Below are 19,029 nucleotides of genomic sequence, written 5' to 3' on the forward strand. Positions count from 1 at the left end.
CGGGGAGGCCCCGCCCCGCTGCGGACCGACGGCATCCCTTTTGTGCGGCCGGGTGACGGCCTGCCCGCCCCGTGGTGCGGCAGGCAGGCCGTCACCGGTCAGCGGCGGTGGATGGTGTAGATCGTGCCGTTGGTCAGCGAGAGGACGGCCAGTTCCCCGTCCGGGGTGGTCTCGACGTCCGTGACCGCCCCGAAGTTCCGGCCGATCAGGAGGCTCTCGCTCTCCGTGATGTCGTGCTTGGCGAGGTTGTCGGCCACCCGGTCCCGCAGCCGCGGGTCGTCGACGGCGATCGCTCGGCCGTTGCCCGTCAGGTTGAAGCGGAAGAGGTACCCACCGTCGAGGGCCGGCGTCGCGGCGCCCATGAAAAGGTCACCGTCGTACTGCGGGCCGAGCGCCCGACTGTCGAGGAAGCCCATGCCGCCGGGCGCCACCTCCCACTTCCAGCTGAACTCGGGGTCGCTGTAGTGGGCGCCGGGAAGCAGGAACAGCCGGCTGAGCGCCGCGCGCGGGGTGTCGGCGATGTTGCTCGGCGGCCAGCGCAGTTGCTGGAGGTTCTGCCCGCCGAACGTCGTCTCGATCTCCTTGAACTCGGCGACGCGGCGTACCGGCCCCGCGATCTGGATCCAGCCGCCGTTCATGCCCGGCTCCAGCCGGTTCAGCTCACTGAAGCTGTCGTCGCCGTTCTCCTGCATCCACACGTTCCCCGTGTCGGGGTCGACCGCCATGCCGAAGCCGTTGCGGTGGCCGTACGAGTAGATCTTCTGCACGGTCGCGCCGACCTCGCCGCCCATCACCGCCCCGACCCGGAAGAAGGGGTTGGTGAACGGCGTACTGCCGTCGTCGTTGAGCCGCAGCACGACGCCGCTGAGGTGTGCGGCGTCCGGCTTCGGGCCACCGAACTGGTCGTCGGGCACCCGTGGCCCGGGGCAGACGGCGGTCGGGCCGCAGGTGAGGTTCTGCAACTGGCCGCGGCGACCGAGGTCGCCGGTGAAGACGTACAGCTTCCGGTCCCGGCCGAAGGTGATCACCCCGCCGTTGTGGTTGCCGCGTGCGGGTTGGCCGGCGTCCTCCTGCACGGCACGGATGCGGATCAGGTTGCGGTCGAAGGTGAGGGTGCTGCCGTTCCACACGAACCGGTCGACGCGGTTGCCGAGCAGCGGCGTCTCGGCGACGGCCGTGGTGTCCGCCCCGGTCGTGCTCTCCGTCCAGTAGAGGTAGACGCCCGGGTCGGCCGGGAAGCGGGGGTGCAGGGCGATCCCGAGCAGACCTCGCTCGGACGCGGAGTTGACGGCCAGGTCCAGCGGCGTGCCCACGATGGCGCCGTCGACGACGTGCTGGACCCGCCCGGTCGACTTCTCGATCACGAACATGTCGTCGTCGCCGAGGAACGCCATACCGGTGGGGGTGACCAGGCCCGTGACGGTGGTACGCACCGCGAGCCGCGGGTCCAGCATCGTCGGGCCGTCCGCCTCGGCGTTGGCCGGGGCCCCGAACGCGGTGGCGGAGAGCACCGACGCGGCCAGGGCGAGCACCGTGACGGTAGCTCGCGCGCGACGGCGGGCCGGCCGCGCCGCCCCGCTCCCGCCCGGTGATCCCTCCGGTGCGTGCGCGGCCGTGCGACGTGGATGGACGGTGCGGACATGTCGTACGTGCATGCCGAGCTCCTTCCTGCCGGGTGGCAGAGAGTGTTCCGGGGCGGCGCCGGCCGGTTGGAGCCGGCGCCGCCGAGTACGCGGTGCGGTGTGGCGACCCCCTCTCGTCCAACGCGGGCGCGGGCCCGGGGTGATACGGCCGGGCGGGCCCGACGGCGACGACCGAGCCCGTGCCCCGCTGGACCGGCCGGACCAGAGGCCGGCTCACCTGTCGGCGCGGCCCCGGCGAGGCCGCGCCGGGACCGTTGGCCCCACTGGGAGGCACGCGCCCAAGGCCGGCCGGGTTCACTCTCCGGAAGGGAAGTTTCGACGCAGCGCGAGAACGGCGGGCGGCGGGGCCCGCCGCCGGCAACGCGAACGGCCGGGCCCCGGCGAAGCGGTGCCCGGCCGTCCAGGTCCGACCGTCGGTGGAGCTACCGGTCGAGCGGTTCGATCCAGATGTTGCGGTACTGGACCGGGTTGCCGTGGTCCTGGAGCCGGATGGCGCCCGCGGCCGGACCCTCGGGCCGGCTGCCGCCGGTCGGGCCGAGGATCTCGACGTCGTCCTGCACGGTGACGCCGTTCCACACGACGGTGACGCGCGGGTTCTCGACCTTGTTGCCCGCCGCGTCGTAGCGGGCCTGCCGGTAGACGATGTCGTACGTCTGCCAGGTCTCCGGCGGCAGGGCCGCGTTGGCGTCCGGGGCCTTCTGGTTGTAGATCGCCGCGGCGTCGTTGACCTGCGGCGGGTCGATGCCGAACGAGTCGAGCACCTGGATCTCGTAGCGGTCCTGCAGGTAGACGCCGCTGTTGGCGCGGGCCTGGCCGGTCACGTCCGGCGGGTACAGCGGCAGGTTGAACTCCACGTGCAGCCGGAAGTCGCCGAAGGCCTCCACCGTGCGCAGGTCACCGTTGCGGACCGTCATGGCGCCGTCGGCGACCGACCACTCCGGTTCCCGGCCGTCGGTGTGCTGCCACTCGGTGAGGTCACCGCCGTCGAACAGCCTGATGCGCTCGCCGTGCGGCCGGACGGCGAGCACGTCGAGGTTCACGTGCCCGGAGTCGGCGGCCTCCTTGCGGTACTCGACCACGTTGCGACCCTTCTTCAGGCGCACCGTGGTGGTGACCGTGCCCCACTCCTCCCAGGTCACGGTCGACGGGAAGACGGTCTGCTCCACCCGCCGGCCGTTGACGTACAGGCTGAGCTGCTTCTCGCCGGAGTACGGGTTCGGGCCGTTGCTGTAGCGCATCGCCAGGTCGTACGTGCCGGTCTTGCGGACGTCGACCGAGATGCGGGTGGAAGAGCCGTCCTCGGCGAACCCGGCGGCGAAGCCGGAGCCGGAGTAGGCCGCGTGGTCGGTCGCCATGCCGACGCCGACCGTCCGGCCCTCCTCGGCCTCGAAGAAGGTCTGGGGCTGCACCACCCGGCCCGGGATCTCGTTGAGCGTGTACCAGGCCTCAGTGTTCCACAGCTCCTCGCCGTCGGCGGAGGAGAACGGACGCGGGGACCGCACGTGCACCACCCGGTTCTCCTTGAGACCCGGGATCGTGAGCCGCACGGTGCGCCGGTCGGCCGACAGGTCGGCCCTGGTCACCGTGAGCGTCTCCTGGTCGAGCTTGGGCCCGCCGTACTGACTCGTCGCGCCGTAGCGCCACTGCGTGACCCGGTACGCCTCGGCGAGGTCCCCGGCGGTCTCGGCCGACAGCGGCTCGGTGTACTCCAGCTCGAACCCGCCCCGCGTGGCGCGCATCCGCTTCACCTCGAACACTGACGTGCCGTTGGGCGTGAGCTTCTGCAGGCCGTACGTGAGCTTGCCCTCCTGCCCCCAGTTGCCGCCGGCGCCCAGCCCGCCCACGTAGAGCGCGCCGTCCGGGCCGAGCGTGACCTCGTTGACGCCGGCCTCCAGGCCCTGCGTGTGCCGGAACACCGCGCCCTGGTACTGCCCCTCGACCTTCTCCAGGAACACGCGTTGCAGGCCGCCGTAGGTCACGTCGCCGACGACCAGCTGGCCCGCGTACGGCCCCTTGGTGAGCAGCACCGGGGTCGACGGCGAGTTGGCGATCTCGTTCTGCGGGAGCCACACGATCGGGCGCGTCACCGGCTGGTCGTCGAACGGCCCGTCGGGGGTCGTGTAGTGGTTGAAGAACGCGTCCTTCCTGATCTCCACGAGCTTGGACGCGGGCAGCCAGCCGCCCTGGTTGTCCGTGACGAGGACCTCGCCGCGCGGGCCCCACCCGATGCCGTTGGGCGTGCGCAGCCCGCCGGCCACGTACGTGATCTCGCCGGTCCGGGCGTTCACCTTGATCGAGGTGCCGCGGTTCGGGGCGGGCTGGGGCACGGTGGTGGCGCCGCCCAGGTTGATGGCCACGGAGAGGTTGAGGTGGAAGTAGCCGTCCCGGTAGAGCAGGCCGAAGGCGAACTCGTGGAAGTTGCCGCCCCACGGCCAGGTCGCGACCGTCCGCCGCGTGTCCGCGACGCCGTCGCCGTCGGTGTCGCGCAGGGCGGTCAGCTCGTGCTTCTGGCTGACGTAGACGGTGTCGTCGACGACCGCCACCCCCTGGGGTTCGCGCAGCCCGTCGGCGAACCTGCGGTAGGTGACCCGCTCGGGCCCGGTCGGGCCGGTGGCGTTCTCGACGACGTAGATCTCGCCGGTGGCGTTGTCGGTGCCGCCCCAGGTGGAGAGGACCAGGTCGCCGTCGGGCCGGAACGCCATGCCGGTGACCTGCGGCTGGAAGCCCTCGGGGCGCAGGTCGGTGAGGGTGTAGCCGGGGTGCACCCGGTCCAGCGGCAGGCCGTCGCCGGCCGAGTCGGTCGCGCCCTCGCAGTACTTCCACCCGGGGGCGGTGACGCGGACGACGCCCGCGTCGGTGCTCAGCGCGGTGGTCGGCACGAGCGAGAAGGTGTCCGCGCCCGGAGGCCGCCACTCCAGCCGCAACACCTGGCCGCCGCCGTTCTCGAAGAACTCGACGAACAGCGGGTGCAGGCCGCCGCTCAGCGTGACCGATCCCTCCTTGGAGGTCTCGCCGTGCAGCCCGTCGTGGTCGATGACGCGCTGCCCGTCGATGGTCAGGCGCGAACCGTCGTCGCTGGTGAGGCGGAACGTGTAGGTGCCGTCGGTGGGCACGGCGAGGTTGCCGATGGCGTGGGTGATGAACCGGTCGGAGAGGCCGAACTCGTCGGTGGTGGTCCAGTTGATCTGCGGCATGAGCCGGTCCACGTTCGGCGTCTGCGCGGGCTTCAGGGTGCACAGCGCCGAGAGGGGGACGCCCATGTCGTACGAGCGCAGGGTGACGCCCGGCTCCTGCGGCGGGACGTCGGCGGCGGGTGCCGCCGCGGCGGGGGTGACGGGGGCGCTGGCGAGCAGGGTCGCCAGGGCGGCGCCCGCGGTGGCGAGCAGGGATCGACGGCGTCGGCGCCGTCGGCTGGGTGCGGTCAAGGTTCCTCCTGTGGGTGGGGGTCCCGGCCGGAGAGGAGCCGTGCCACGTTCTCCCGTGGACCGGTCAGTACGATCTCCCGACACGAAAGATCGATCGCTGACACTACCACTTTAGATAGATAGAACGAAACTTTTTGATTTCTCAGCAAAAGCTGGGCGTCGATCAGGAGGCCGTCGAGGAGTCGCCCGCGAGGGCGGACCTGCGGGCCTCCTCCCGACCCTCGTCCCGGGCGCGGGCGAGCAGTCGCGCCAACCGCCGCCGCCGTCGGCGGAGGACGGCCCGGTAGACCAGGACGAGCGCGACGAGGAGCGCCGCGAGGGCCAGCTGCGGCCACGGCAGCACCCAGGCCGTCGCCGTGGCGGAGCCCGCCCTGATCTCGGCCCCGGCCCGGCCCCCCGCGACCACGGCGGGGGTCACCTCGACGGTCGTCCGGAGCGCACCCCACCCCCACACGCCGCTCACGCGGGCCTCGGCCGCCCGGCTGTCGCCCGGGAGCAGCTCCGCCACGTCGGCGGGCGCCTCCGACCGGGAGAGACCGAAGAGTTCGGCCACGCTCGCCCGGCCGTCGCCGGTCACCGCCACGTTGCCCTCGTTCCGCGCGGTGTAGCGGACGTGGAGGGTGCCGGCCGAGAAGGGGTTCCACGACCGCTCGTAGGTGGCCCGGACGTCGCCGATCGCCACGGCGGCCGTGACGGTGCCGCTGGCCCGCAGCATGACCCGGAACCCCACCCGGCTCTCGACCGCGACCGTGCCTCCGCTGCTCGTGACCGTGGCCGCGATGCCGGCCGGGTGGTCCCCGGGCGTGGCGTCCGGCGGCGCCGTGATGGTGAACGGCACGACCGTGGTCTGCTTGGCGCCGACGGTGACCGTCTCCCGCACCGTGATCCAGGTGCCGCCGTCCACCGACCGGCGGTCGGAGGGAAGCATGTTGAACCGGCCCTTGTCGGTGAGGTAGCCGTCCGCCGCCTTCAACGCGAAGACCACCGGCTTGTCGCTGAGGTTGCGCACCGCCAGGTGCTCGGTCACGACCTGGCCGGGGTCGAGCGTCACCTCGATCCACCGGCGCCCGTCCGGCCCGTTCTCGTCGGCGGGCTGCACCGCCCAGGTCAGCGTCGGGTTCGCCGGCTGCGCCGTCACCGGGTGGGGCGCGAGGAACACGCTGACGAGCACCGCGGCCAGCACGGCCAGTGTCCGCGGCACGGTTCGGATCATGGCGGCGCCTCCGACGCGGCGGGGTGGGGTGGGACCGCCGGGGCGGTCCCCACCATCGTTTTACTCGAACAGGGACAAGGTCAACGTCGAGGTGTACGACCCCGCCTCGACGTCGGCCGGCGTCCGCAGGAACAGGTCGGCGTCGACCGAGTACGCGTCACCCGCCACCGCCCCGGAGTCGAACGTCGAGACCAGCAGCTCCTGGTCGACCAGACCGACGTTGTTGCCGGGCTGGGTGGGCTCGTCGAGGACGGTCACCACCTCCTCGCCCTCGCTGACCAGCCCGGTGTCACCGCCGTCGATCAACCGCGGCCTCCAGCCGAGGTGACCGGCGCCGATCGGGGCCTGGCCGGCGCTGCCCACGAAGTCGGTGGCGTTACCGAGCACCGCCCACGCCGCGTTCTCCGGCACCTCCTCCGGCGTCCGCGTGTCCGTCACCGTCACCGTCGGCAGCCGACCGACGAACTGACGCACCAGCAGCGTCGAGCCGTCCTCCGCCAGCGCCACCGAGTCACCGGCGATGGACATGGCGAGCACACCCGGCTCCTCGATCTCCTCGATGTCGACGGTGACCTCCACGTCCGCGCTGTCCCCGGGCTCGGCCACCGCCGGGGACGGCAACGCCGCCGCCCCGGCCAGGAGCGCGCCCGTGGCACCGGCCGCCAGCAACCGCTTACGACTCCATCTGTTCATTCGATGCTCCATCGTCCGTTGTCGTTACTGGGCAGAAGGGATCAGCCGGCGCAGCTGACGCCGGGGTACGGGATGGTGCGGACGGTCGTCAGCTCCGCGCCGTCGAGGGACCCGGTGACGCGGACCGTCGCCTCTCCCGCGGCCGCGGAGGCGGCCCGGGTGGCGAACGACTGGTACGCGTTCCCGCCAGCGGCGACGTCCTCGAATGTCCGCTTCCCGTGTGCGGTCTCCAGGACGACGTCCACGGGTGCGTCGTGGTCGTTGCGCGCCCGCACCGCGACGTACGCCTTGCCGGCGACGCACCGTGCCTGGGCGCTGACCGTCACGGGCAGCTCCGTTCGGACACCCGGGTCGTCGGCGAAGACCCGCCACTCCGTGACGGCCACCGCGGAGTAGGTGGTGCCGTTGCCGTTGGCCCGGATCGTGGCGCGCACCCGCGGCGTGGTGACGGGATCGAAGGTGACGGTGTTGAACGCCGTCGTGCTGGTGCCGTAGCCGGACGCGCCGGGCACGTCCCGCCAGGTCGCGCCGGTCTCGTCCCAGTACTGCAGCACCCAGCCGTCGGGCTCGGCGACGCCCTCGCCGGTCCCCCGGTTGGAGTCCCGCCAGAACTTCAGCTCGGTGCCGGTGAGGCGCACCGGGCGCGCCCAGTCGTACTGCACCCACTGAGTCGCCGGTCGGGTGCCGGACCAGGTGCCCCAGATCTGGGCCTGGCTGGGGTTCGGCGGGTCGGCGCCGTCGTTGAGCGCGGTGACGCTGTTCCAGCCCGCCGTGTAGGAGGCGGTCGGCGTTCCGATGGGCCCGATGTTGCCGGTGAGCGGCCCGGACAGGTCCGCCGGGATGGTGACGGTCTTCGCCGTCTCCAGGTTGCCGGCCGCGTCGACCGCCCGGAACGCCAGGGTGTTCCGGTTCGCGTCGGGCGCGGCGACCGGACCGGTGTAGGTCGCCCACGCACCCGCGCCGATGGCGTACTCGATCCGGGCCACCCCGGAGGTCGCGTCACTCGCGGCCAGCGTGACCGCACGGGTGGCACCGTTCACGGTCGCCGTGCTGACCGGCGCCGTGGCGTCGATTCGTACGGCGAGGTCCGCCGACGCCGACGTGTTGCCGGCGCGGTCCGTCGCGGTCGCCGTGACCGTGTGCCGGCCGTCGCCGGACACCGTGACGTCCACGAACCGCACGTCGGTGGCGACGTTCGGCTGGCCGTCGTCCACCCTGGAGGAGATGGTCATCCGACCGCCACGGTCGTCGACACCGGCGACGCGGACCCGCACCGGGGACCGGAACCAGCCGGCACCACCCGCACTGCCGCTGGGCGTGAGCGTCAGCGTCGGCGGGGTCTCGTCGCCGTCGGTGTCACCCGGTGAGATGACCGTGACCTGGGCGGAGACCCGTTCGGCGGCGTAACCGAGCACTGTGCCCCGGATCGTGAACGTCCCGGGCGCGGCGACGTCCGCCGGCGTCACCGCGTCCCAGAACACGGGCACCCGCAGCGTCTCTGCGCCGAACGACACGGGGACACCGTCGGGCAGCTCCGTCTCCCCCACCTCCACCGTCACCGGCGGCGCCACCACGGCGGACTCCGGCTGCGCCGCCAGGATCCGCCACTCCTCCACCGCGACCCCCGAGTACGTGCTGCCGTTGGTCGAGGCATCGAAGACCGCGCGTACCTGCGTGGTGGTCACCGGATCGAACGTGGTGGTCTGCGGGCCCTGGGTGCCGGTGGGGAACCCGCTCGGGTTGGGCACGTCGGCCCACTGGCCGGTGTCGAGGGTCCAGTACTGGAGGCGCCAGCGAGCGGGCGCCGCGACGCCCACACCGGTGCCCTGCGGCTGGTCGTTCCAGAAGTCGATCTCGGAACCGGTGATCCGCATCGGCTGGTCCCAGGTGTACTGCGCCCACTGCTGCGGCGGGTTGTTGCCGGTCCAGGTCCCCCACATGTCCGGTGGCAGCGGGTTGGCGCGGACGATCTCGTCGTTGAGGGCCTTCACCCAGTACTGGGTGGGTACCGGCTCGTTGGAGACGGTGACCCGCGCCTCCTGGGCGATGTTCGGCCGCGGGGTGAGGTCACGTCCCCTGACCGGTGTCGCGGTGACCGGCCTCATCCGCGGCGGGTTCTGCGTGTCGTCCCACTCGATCGGGTCGATGGCCACCGAGCGGCGGAAGTGGCCGCCGCCGACCGCGTCGGCCGTGTGGTACGCGATGTACCACCGGCCGTCGAACTCCAGGATGCCGGAGTGGCTCGTCGTCGACGAGACCGGGCGCAGGATGGTCCCCCGGTAGGTCCACGGGCCCTCCGGCGAGGACGCCGTCGCGTAGGCGATGCAGGCGTGGTAGTTCGCCGGGGTGCACTGCGAGGTCGGGCCGGCGTTGTTCCCGGCGTACGCCAGGTAGTAGGTGGCGCCGCGCTTGAAGATCCAGGCCGCCTCGAAGAATCCCGTCAGCCCGGTGACCGTCCGTTGCGGGCCCACGGGAGTCTTCATGTCCTGCTGGAACTCCTGCATCCGCAGCTGGCTGAAGGAGCCCCACCAGACGTACACCCGCTGGTTCGGGGCGGTGCCGTCGATGAGGATCGTGGGGTCGATGTTGTGGATGGTGTTGGGCGTGGGCACCCGCTGCGAGATGATCGGCCCGCCGGCGTGGTCGGTCCACGGCCCGGTCGGGCTGTCCGAGACGGCCACGCCGATCGCGAACCTGTCCGACGCCGGGCTGTCGCGCTCGTTGATCGGCACGTACCAGTAGTAGCGGCCGTCCACACCCCGGACGACCTGACCCGCGTACGCGCGGCCCGGTGTGGCCCAGGCGAAGACCTGCTCCGGCCGCATCAGCGACGGGTAGTGGGTCCACTCGCCGGCCTCGACGTCGGTGGTCCGGAAGGCGCCCCACTCGTTCATGACGAAGTCGTTGGTGGACGGTCCGGCCTGGTCGTGGCCGGTGTAGATGTAGAGCTGGTCCGCGCCGCCGTCGTTGCCGGGCGCGCCGGCCGGCACGACGAGCGGCGCCGGGTCGGCCGAGTAGTAGCTGCCGTCGCCGAGGATCGGGTTGGTGGTGTTGGTGAAGGTGTACGAGTCGGCGGCCCGCGCCGGCGTCGCGACCCCGGCCAGGCCGCCGGCGACGAGGCCGGCGATCGCCGCCGTGGCGGCCGCCCTGCGGAACCGGCCCCACCGCCGGGGCGTGGGTGGAGCGCCGCCGGGCACCACGCTGGTGTTCACGGTGTCGATCTCCTCACTGTCGAGCCGGGGGTGGCGGCGCCGGGAAGCGCCGCCACCCCGGAGGGCTAGCCGCAGCTCAGGGCGCCGAAGGGCGCCGGCAGCTCGGCGGTCACCGGCTCACCGTCGACGACGCCGGTGGCCTTCACCGTCGCGGTCGCGGCCGACACGGTCTTGGCACGGGTGTTGAACGCCTGGTAGGCGGACCTGCCCGGTGCCACGTCGGTCACCGTGCGCGAGCCGTACGGCGTGACCAGCTCGATGGTGAGTGGCACGTCGTCGGCATTGCGGGCGCTGACCGCCACGTAGACGTTGCCGCCGGTGCACTGGGTGCGGGCCTGCACCTCCACGTCCCAGGTCGGCGGTGGGTCACCCACGGTGAGGGTCAGTGTGGTCCGGGTGGTGCCGGCCTCGCTGACGTAGTCGGGCAGGATCAGGTCGCCGATGATCGTGTAACGACCGGGCGTGTCGACGACGCTCTCGTCGAAGTTCCAGTCGACGCCGATGGCCTGGTTGTCCCGGGACCCGTCGTTGTAGGAGACCTCCACCTTGTCGGGCAGGTAGGGCAGCTCTCCCACGTCGACGGCCTGCTCGAAGGTCTCGGCGCCCTGGATCGAGATGCCGCCGCTGGACATCTCGGGCCGCACGTAGACGCGCGCCTCGGCGATCAGGCCGTACGCGTCGTTCGTGCCGTAGACCACGAACGGGTCGACGTTGGGCTCGGCGACCATCTCCGGTGTGATCGGCTGCCAGTTGAACGACACGGTGCCGCGCGCGCCGCTGGCGTACACCGCGTCGAGGGTGCTCGGCAGCGTCGGCACCTGGCCGACGCCGGTGCGGATGAGCACCGGGGAGCGCACCGAGTCGACCGTCTCGCCGTTGGCGCGCCAGCGCAGCACGCCGGTGCCGGCGCCGCCGCCCTGCACCCCCCAGATGCGGATGCGCAGGTAGCTGGTGGTGACCGGCTCGAACTCGAAGCGGTTGTAGGTGTTGGTGGCGAGCCCACCGGCGTACGTCGAGCCGTTGACGAGCGTGACCGGCGTCCAGTCGGTGCCGTTCGCGGAGGTCTCGACGGCGTACGTCGTGGCCGTGGGCCGGCGGGTGCCGCCGTTGTCGTCGTACCAGTAGACGTCGGTCGACGACAGCCGCACCGGTGCCGTCCAGCGGTACTGGATCCACGCCGCCCGTTCGAGGCTGGTGCCGTTCTGGGTCTGGCCCCAGTTGCCCCAGCCGTTGCCGGCCCCCGGGTTCGAGCTGCTCGGCGTGGTGCTCTCGTTGACCCGCTGGTGGTTCTCCCACGACGCGGTGCCGCTCGTCGTGATCGCGGCCGAGCCGCCGAACTCCGCCACCATGTCGCGCTCGGCGAGGGTCACGGCGACGGTCGCCTCCGTCCGCTTCTCCCCGTCGGTGGCGAAGAAGCGGAACACGTAGTCGCCGGGGACGGTGCCGGTGACCCGGGTCGCCAACGCCTTCTGGTCGGCGAAGATGACGCCCGCGCCCTGCGGGGCCGAGACGGTCTCCCAGCCGAAGGTGAGCTCGTCGTCGTACGGGATGCCGTCGTCGGTCGCCGTGCCGACCAGCCGGGTGGAGAGGTTGCCGTCCGCGGAGCCGTCCCGTGCCGCGGTGACGACCGGCGCCCGGTTGGAGACCTCCGGCACGTCGCGGCCCGAGTCGAAGACCTGGATCTCGGAGATCGCGGTGAAGTGGGTCGGGTTGTTCGTGAACGCGATGCGCAGCTTGTCCGACGTCACCGTCCGGAACAGCGCCTCGTTGAACTTCGCCGACGGGACGGTCGGGTTCTTGAACTGGCCCGGCACCTCCTTCCAGCCGCCGTCGCCGTCGGGCACCTGCACCCACCAGCGTGCGGGTTCGCGGTAGCCGCCGGCCTGCCGGTCGCTGACGAAGAACACCTTGACGTTGTCGAAGGAGCGGGCCGAGCCGAGGTCGAGCTCGACGTAGCCGTTCTTCTCGTTCGTGCCGTAGTTGCCCCAGTAGGGCTCGTTGGCGGTGACGCCGTCGGTCACGGCCGCCAGCGACACCGGGCGCTCGGTCTCCTTGACGGCGCCGGGCGTGTAGTTCATGGAGGTGGTGCTCCAGCCGGGCGTGTGGAACTGCCGCCACGGCGTCGGCCGCATGCCCTGCTGGGTGTACGACGAGCTGAGGTCGGCGCCCGCCGCCAGGTTCGGCGCGTCCTCGGTGAGGTCGATGCCGGCCGTCTTGAGGTACGAGACGACCCGCTCGTCGGTGATGGGGGTGTCCACCGCACTCGGGAACTCGGTGCCGCCCTCGGCGGTGAACGTGACGGTCAGGCCCTCCCCGGCCTGGACCTGGTTGGTGTTCGGGTCGTAGGTGAGCTTGCCGAGCTTGTCGGTGCTGACCCTCTTCTCGCCGTTGAGGAACAGGCTGTAGCCGGCCCCCAGGCCGTACTCACTGCCGTCGGGGTCCCACACGACGGTGACGTCCTGCCCGTGGTACCGCAGGTTGTTGACCATGAAGTGGTCGTATCCGAACTGGATGGGCCACAGCTCGATCTTGTCGTCGGAACGCGGCTGGAGGCCGGCCATGTCCTCGACGAAGATGTAGTTCATGTTGCCGAGCATCACGTGGTTCGGGTTGTTGCGGTTGTAGGTTTTCGTGCTCGGGTTCCAGTTGGAGTAGTACTCCGCCTGGTTCGGCGCGCGCAGGTCCGCGTTCGGGTAGATGCTCCAGGCCATCCAGTCCAGCAGCCGCTTGGCGTACGCCGGGTCGATGTACTTCTGCTCCGGGTCGTAGTGGCGCAGCGCCGAGCGGACACCGCGGTACTGGACCGTGAAGTTGATGTTGGAGAAGTTGTTGGAGCCGCCGATGCCGTAGGCCGTCCGGTCGTACTGGTTGGCGGTGTAGAACGGGAAGATCGGGAAGTTGTCCCCGTAGGTCAGGAAGCGGAACCCGTCGACGTAGGTCTGCCACTGGTCGAACGGGATGAGGTTCTCCGCGTAGACGTCGTAGAGGTTCGACTCCCGCGCCGGGATCAGGTCCCGGGCCGTCGCGGGCAGCGGGTTGGGCCGCCCGTTGGCGGTGGCGGCGCTGGTGGCGCCGTGCGACGTCCCGGCCAGGAACATCCGCATGTCCGGGCTCCACAGCCGGTCGAGGATCGCGGTGCGGATCTCGTCGGCGCTGCCGGCCATCTGGTCCACCTTGGCCTGGTCGGCGCCGGCCAGCTGGTAGAGCTGGCGGGCGGCGTCGAAGGCGCCCCACACGTACGCCGACTCGGGGCGCTCGATGGTCCGCGCCCCGGGAGCGCCGGCGTTCGCCTTCGGGAAGCCGAAGGTGATGGCGTCGGCGTCGTTGCCGGGCATGTAGTTGGTGTCGTACGCGATCAGCTTGTCGTCGTTGCCGTCGTAGTGCTCGAGCTGGCCGACGCCGTCGCCCTCGAAGTAGCCGGCGAACTTGCGCGCGATCTCCTTGCCGCCACCGTGCACGTTGTACGCCTCGAGCCCGGCCGTGCCGAGGTACTGCGAGTAGTGGTTGTTCCAGCTGGTGTGGCCCGGGCTGTCCAGGAACGCCGAGGAGCCGGAGAGCTCACCGATGTTGAGCACCTGGCCGTACGGCAGGTATGGCGTGCGCAGCCACTTGGTGTCCTGCAGGTGCATCGGCTGGGTCAGCGCCACGGCGTTCTGGTAGAGGTTCACCCCCTCGATCGTGGTGGGGTACTGGTAGACGTGGCCGGACGCGTTGGCGTCGAGGCTGTTGTAGCGCTCGCCCCACCAGCGGTAGACGATGGCCTTCTCCAGCGCCGGGTCGGGCACGTCGATGTAGGGGACGTCCTGAGCCCAGCGGCGGTGGAACGCCGTGATGCCGGCGCGCACCGCCTCGGCCGGCGACAGGGCGGCGTACTCCTGGTAGCTCTCCACCGTCTCGGGCAGCGTGGCCGAGGAGACGGCGCCGACGACCGACACCGACACCGAGCCGCCGGCGGGCACGGTGACCTCCCGGTCGAGGTTGGTCCCGGAGCGGGTGAAGCCGGCGCCGGTGAGGTCGATCCGGATCGAGTCCCACGCGGTGTCGACGAGCCCGTTGTTGGACCCGCTCGTGATGGTGCGGGTGCCGGTCAGCTCGGCCGCGCTCCGACCGGGCTGGGTGGCCAGTGGCGAGGCCGCGCGGACGGTGAACGTGGCCGGGGCGTCGCCGGGGTTGTCGAACTCGACGGCGGTGACGGCCACGTTGTCGTAGGTGATGAACTTGGTCAGCTTGGCCGTGACCCCGGTGCCGCCGACGGTGTAGCGGCTCTTCGCGTGGCTCGGCGCGTTGAACCGGTTCGCGTTCACCTCGGTGACGGTCTGCCCCGGCACGGTGACCGTGTAGAGGTTGCCGAGGTTGTTGGGTCCGCCGACGTACGCGCTGCCGGCGAAGCCCATGACGGTGAAGTTGGTGTTGCTGGAGCCGCGCAGGTAGAGGCTGCGACCGCGCGTCATCAGCACCGGCGACCCGATCGTGCCCTGGACTCCCAGGATCCGGTCGAGGTAGTAGTCCGTGCCACCCGCGGCCAGGTCCTTCTCGAAGATCGACTGGTGCATGTTCCCCGCGGTGAACGGCACACCGGGCTTGAGCTGGTCGGCGACGTCGCCGAGGTTGCTGTAGACCGGGTCGCCGATGTCCATGGCGTGGCTCCGCCCGTCGGTGTAGACCCCGACGTCGCCCTCGTTGCCGGGCAGGACCGGGCCGTCGGCGTGGGCCGGTGAGCCTACGGCGACCGTCCCTGCGAGCACGAGCGCGGCCAGGGCTGCCCCGAGGGGCACCCTCCTCACGCGTCTACGGGTCATGGCCTTCCTCCCTGTCGTCGGTGCGGCTGGACTGTCGGTCGTCGGTGCGGGAGCGGGTGACGGGACGTTGTGAGCGTTAACATCCGGGACCGGACGGATCGGGTCCGTCGCGGTGCCATGCCGGCGGGCCGTCAGCCCTGCCCGGCGTCGGTGGCGAGCCAGACGCGCATCGTCGAGGGCCCCCGGTTGGCCCAGGCGCGGTACTCCACGAGCGGCACGTCGAGCACCTCGCCCGCGGTCGGTGCCGCCTCGGCCCCGTCGGCGCGGTAGGGCCAGTCGTGGTCGCGGTGGCGCACGCGGCGGCAGCGCACGGTCACCCGGCCGTCGACCACGCGGGGCGGCTGCCCGGTGTCGACGCGGAGCTCGTCGACGGTCTCGACGCCCGGCACGTCCACCGACTCCACGGCGAGCACGAGGGGGCCCTGCTCCACCGCGACGCACCCGCGGACCGCGTCGACGCGCTCGTCGGGGAAGGTGAAGCGCGGGGCCGTCGGCAGGGACAGGAGGATCTCGTCGCCGCGGCGCCACGACCGGTGCTCCGTGACGACGCCCGGCCCCACCGGCCGGGTGGCCCCGTCGACGGTCACCGTCGCGCCCCGCGTCGCCCAGCCGGGCACCCGCAACGACAGCGACCAGGGGCGGGGGTCGTCGCTGTCGATCCGCACCCGGATCTGCCCGTCACGCGGGTACTCCGTGGCGACGGTCAGGCCGACCTTGCGCCCGTCGGGGAGGCGGTGCGCGACCGTGCCGGGGACGTACTGGTGCAGCTGGAGACCCTCGTCGTCGGTGGTGGCGACGTAGGCGCCCAGGCTGGCCAGCGTGCGGGCCACGTTGGTCGGACAGCAGGACACCTCGAACCAGGGCGCCCGCAGGCTGGCCGCCGCGCGGATGCTGGGCCGGTCGTCCTCGGGGCGGGCGCCGAGCCGGCGGCGGTGCAGCGTGTTGGCGTAGAAGAAGCTGCGCCCGTCCGCCGACGGCGAGGTCGACACCACGTTGAACAGGGTCCGCTCGATGAGGTCGGCGTAGCGGGGATCGCCGTCGCTGAGCAGCAGCCGCCAGGCGAGCATCACCGAGCCGACCCCCGCGCACGTCTCCGAGTAGGCCCGGTCCGGGGGCAGCACCCAGTCCTCGCCGAAGGCCTCGTCCTGGTGGCGGGAGCCCTGACCGCCGGTGACGTACGTCCGGCGCTGCACCGCGTTCCGCCACTGGGTGCGCACCGCCTCCAACAGGCTGGCGTCCTTGAGTTCGACCGCGACGTCGACGGCGCCCGCCGCGAGGTAGTTCGCCCGCACCGCGTGCCCGCGGAGCACCGTCGCCTGCCGGACCGGCTGCTCGTCCTGGAAGTACTCCCGGCCGTACTCCACGTCACCGAGCCGCCCGTGGCCGCGCCGGTCCACGAAGAGAGCGGCCTGGTGCAGGTAGCGGTCGTCCCCGGTGACCCGGGAGAACTCCACCAGGGCGGTCTCGATCCCCGGATGGCCGCAGATGCCGTCCATGCCGTCCGGCCCGAACGTCGCGCAGACGTTGTCCGCGGCACGACGCGCCACCTCGACCAGACCGTCGTCCGCGCCGGGCCGCGTCCGCGCCCGGGCGACCGCCGCCTGGAGCAGGTGACCGACGCAGTACAGCTCGTGGCCCCACTCCAGATCCGACCACCGCGGCGCCTGGCCGGGGCGGTCGAAGTTGGTGTTGAGGTAGCCGTCGTGCTGCTGCGCCGCGGCCACCCGCCGGACGGTGTCGCGGAACGTCGACTCCAGGCCGGCGTCGCCCGTCCGGCCGATCTCCCACGCCAACGCCTCGAGGAACTTGTAGATCTCCGAGTCGGAGAACTCGCGTCCCCGGCGCTCGTGCGAGGGGCCGCCTCGCGCGGTGAGGTCGAAGTTCCGGATCCACCCCTCCCGTTCGAGCCAGTGCGCGATGTGTTCGAGCGTCGCGACGCCGTTGATCGACTGGCGCTCGGCCCAGAACCCGTCCGTGATCCGGACCTCGTCGAGGCCCAGCGGCCGGAGCCGTCCGCGGACAGGCAGCACGGGTGCGGCCGTAAGAGCGGTGCCGCTCATGGTCATCCCTTCATCGCCCCGGACATGAAGCCGCGGACGTAGTGGCGTTGGAGCAGGAGGAACAGGACGATGCACGGCAGGGCGAGGACGACCACCCCCGCCTCGGTCGCCCCGTAGTCGACGACACCCTGGACCTGGCCGCGCAGGTTGGACACCGCGAGCGGCAGGGTCATGCGTTCGGTGTCGTTGATGAGGATCAGCGGCGCCATGAAGTCGTTCCAGGCGGCGAGGAACGCGAACAGCCCCACGGTGATCAGGCCCGGCTTCACCGCGGGCATCAGCACCCGCCGCAGCGCGCTGAACGACGAGCAGCCGTCGACCATCGCGGCCTCGTCGAGCTCACGCGGCACCGCCTCGAACGAGATGCGCATGAGGAAGGTCGCGAAGGGCAGCTGGAACATGGTGAGCACCAGGGCCACACCGACCAGCGAGTTCTGCAGGCCCACCTCGTTGAGCAGCACGTACAGCGGGATCAGCAACGTCGCGTACGGGACCATGAGGATCGCCAGCGTGGCCAGGAACAGGATGTTGCGGCCCGGGAAGCGGAAGCGCGCGAACGCGTAGCCGCCGAGGAGGGAGATCACCAGCGTCAGGGCGACGGTGAGCAGGGAGACGAACGCCGAGTTCGCGAGGTAGCGCCAGATGCCGGCCTGATACCTCGTGAGCGTCTCGTAGTTGCCGAACCCCCAGCCGTCCACCTGGTTCGTGCCGGCCTGTGGGGCGACCGAGGCGACCGCGGTCCAGAGCAGCGGGGCGAGGAAGATCAGACCCACCGCCCCGGTGAACACCCAGTACGGCGTCCGCAGCGCGATGCCGGCGATGGTCACACCTGTCGACCTGGCCGCCGGGCCGGGTCTTCCGCCGTGCCGGGGCGGGGACCCGTCGGTGGCGGTCGAGGGGGATCGGGATACGACGGCCATCGGCGTCAGCTCTCCTCGGTGCGGAAGGCGCGCAGTTGCAGGGCGTTGATGAGGATCAGGGCGAGCAGCACGATGACGGAGATGGCCGCCGCCAGACCCAGGTCGTTCTGACCCTGGAACGCCACCATGTAGATCAGCTGGACGACGGTGATGGTGCTGTTGTCCGGGCCGCCCTTGGTGAGGATGTAGAACTGCTCGAAGGCGAGCAGGGAGCCCGTCACGCAGAGCACCGTCGTCAGGGCCAGCGTCGGGCGCAGCAGCGGCAGGGTGACCTTCCGGAAGATCTGCCAGCGGCTGGCGCCGTCCGAGCGGGCCGCCTCGTACACGTCCGCGGGGATGCCCTGCAGGCCGACGAGCATGAGCACCATGTAGAAGCCGGCGTAGCGCCACACGATGAGGAAGGTCGTCGACACCAGCGCCGCCGTGGGCGAGCCGAGGAAGGTGAAGCCCAGGCTCTCCATGACGGGCGCCAGCGGGCTCGCGTACGGCGAGTAGAGCGCGTAGAACAGCAGGGACGCCGAGGCCAGCCCGAGGGCGCTGGGGATCAGGAACGACGCGCGGAGCAGGTTGTTCCACCGGCTCGACTCCTGCACCAGCAGGGCGAGCCCCAGCCCGAGAGCCAGCAGGAGCACCGTGGCGAGGACGGTGTACTTCACGGTGAACACCACCGAGTCGGTGAAGAAGCGGTGGTTGACCGCCTTCACGAAGTTGTCGGGGGCGTTGATCCCCTGGTCGCCGCTGAGCAACGGCCATCTCGACAGCGACATCCTGACCACGAGCAGCAGCGGCACGACGAACAACGCCGCGACGAAGACCGCTGTCGGTGTCGCGTAGAGCCAGCCGAGCAGCGCCTTGCGGCCGCGGGCACGGCCCCGGCCCCGCATCGCCGCACTGGGCGAGCGAGACGGTGCGGTGACGCTCATCGGAAAACCTTTCGTTCGTACGGACGTGGGCAGGTCGCGAACGCGTCCGGGCGGGTGTCCGGGTCGCGGGGGGGGGGGGGCCGCCCCCCCCCCCCCCCCCCCCCCCCCCGGGTACCACCGCCGGGGTGTCGCCCGGTGGGC

General features: G+C 71.6%; 9 protein-coding genes. All 9 read right to left on the reverse strand.

Annotation, left to right across the window (positions count from 1 at the left end):
* Positions 1 to 98: 98 nt before the first annotated feature.
* The 9 genes from SM573_RS23660 to SM573_RS23700 all read right to left on the reverse strand — a co-directional run bounded on the left by SM573_RS23660 (position 99) and on the right by SM573_RS23700 (position 18,888).
* Entirely contained in the window at positions 99 to 1,655 is a 1,557-nt protein-coding gene (locus SM573_RS23660) for a PQQ-dependent sugar dehydrogenase (RefSeq protein ID WP_474610761.1), read from the reverse strand.
* Between the two features lie 410 nt (positions 1,656 to 2,065).
* A complete protein-coding gene (locus SM573_RS23665) occupies positions 2,066 to 5,068 on the reverse strand; it encodes a 3-keto-alpha-glucoside-1,2-lyase-like domain-containing protein (RefSeq protein ID WP_474617095.1) in 3,003 nt (1,000 codons plus the stop codon).
* Positions 5,069 to 5,231: 163 nt separating this feature from the next.
* Positions 5,232 to 6,269 carry a hypothetical protein gene (locus tag SM573_RS23670; protein WP_474610763.1) on the reverse strand — a complete coding sequence of 346 codons (1,038 nt, stop codon included), beginning with the start codon at positions 6,267 to 6,269 and terminating at the stop codon, positions 5,232 to 5,234.
* A 72-nt stretch (positions 6,270 to 6,341) separates the two neighbouring features.
* Positions 6,342 to 6,974: a hypothetical protein gene (locus SM573_RS23675; protein WP_474617096.1), complete on the reverse strand. Its 633-nt coding sequence runs from the start codon at positions 6,972 to 6,974 to the stop codon at positions 6,342 to 6,344.
* A gap of 41 nt (positions 6,975 to 7,015) precedes the next feature.
* Entirely contained in the window at positions 7,016 to 10,186 is a 3,171-nt protein-coding gene (locus SM573_RS23680) for an OmpL47-type beta-barrel domain-containing protein (RefSeq protein WP_474617097.1), read from the reverse strand.
* A 65-nt stretch (positions 10,187 to 10,251) separates the two neighbouring features.
* Positions 10,252 to 14,985, reverse strand: coding sequence for a discoidin domain-containing protein (locus SM573_RS23685; protein ID WP_474617098.1), 4,734 nt, complete (start codon positions 14,983 to 14,985; stop codon positions 10,252 to 10,254).
* A 131-nt stretch (positions 14,986 to 15,116) separates the two neighbouring features.
* Positions 15,117 to 17,045 (reverse strand): glycoside hydrolase family 127 protein, encoded by a 1,929-nt coding sequence (locus SM573_RS23690; protein WP_474617099.1) that lies wholly within the window; start codon positions 17,043 to 17,045, stop codon positions 15,117 to 15,119.
* Positions 17,046 to 17,047: 2 nt separating this feature from the next.
* On the reverse strand, positions 17,048 to 17,872 hold the full coding sequence (locus SM573_RS23695; protein ID WP_474610768.1) for a carbohydrate ABC transporter permease: 825 nt from the start codon (positions 17,870 to 17,872) through the stop codon (positions 17,048 to 17,050).
* 98 nt (positions 17,873 to 17,970) lie between these two features.
* A complete protein-coding gene (locus SM573_RS23700) occupies positions 17,971 to 18,888 on the reverse strand; it encodes a carbohydrate ABC transporter permease (RefSeq protein WP_474617100.1) in 918 nt (305 codons plus the stop codon).
* Positions 18,889 to 19,029 lie beyond the last annotated feature (141 nt).

The sequence above is a fragment of the Micromonospora xinjiangensis genome, from assembly GCF_056150165.1.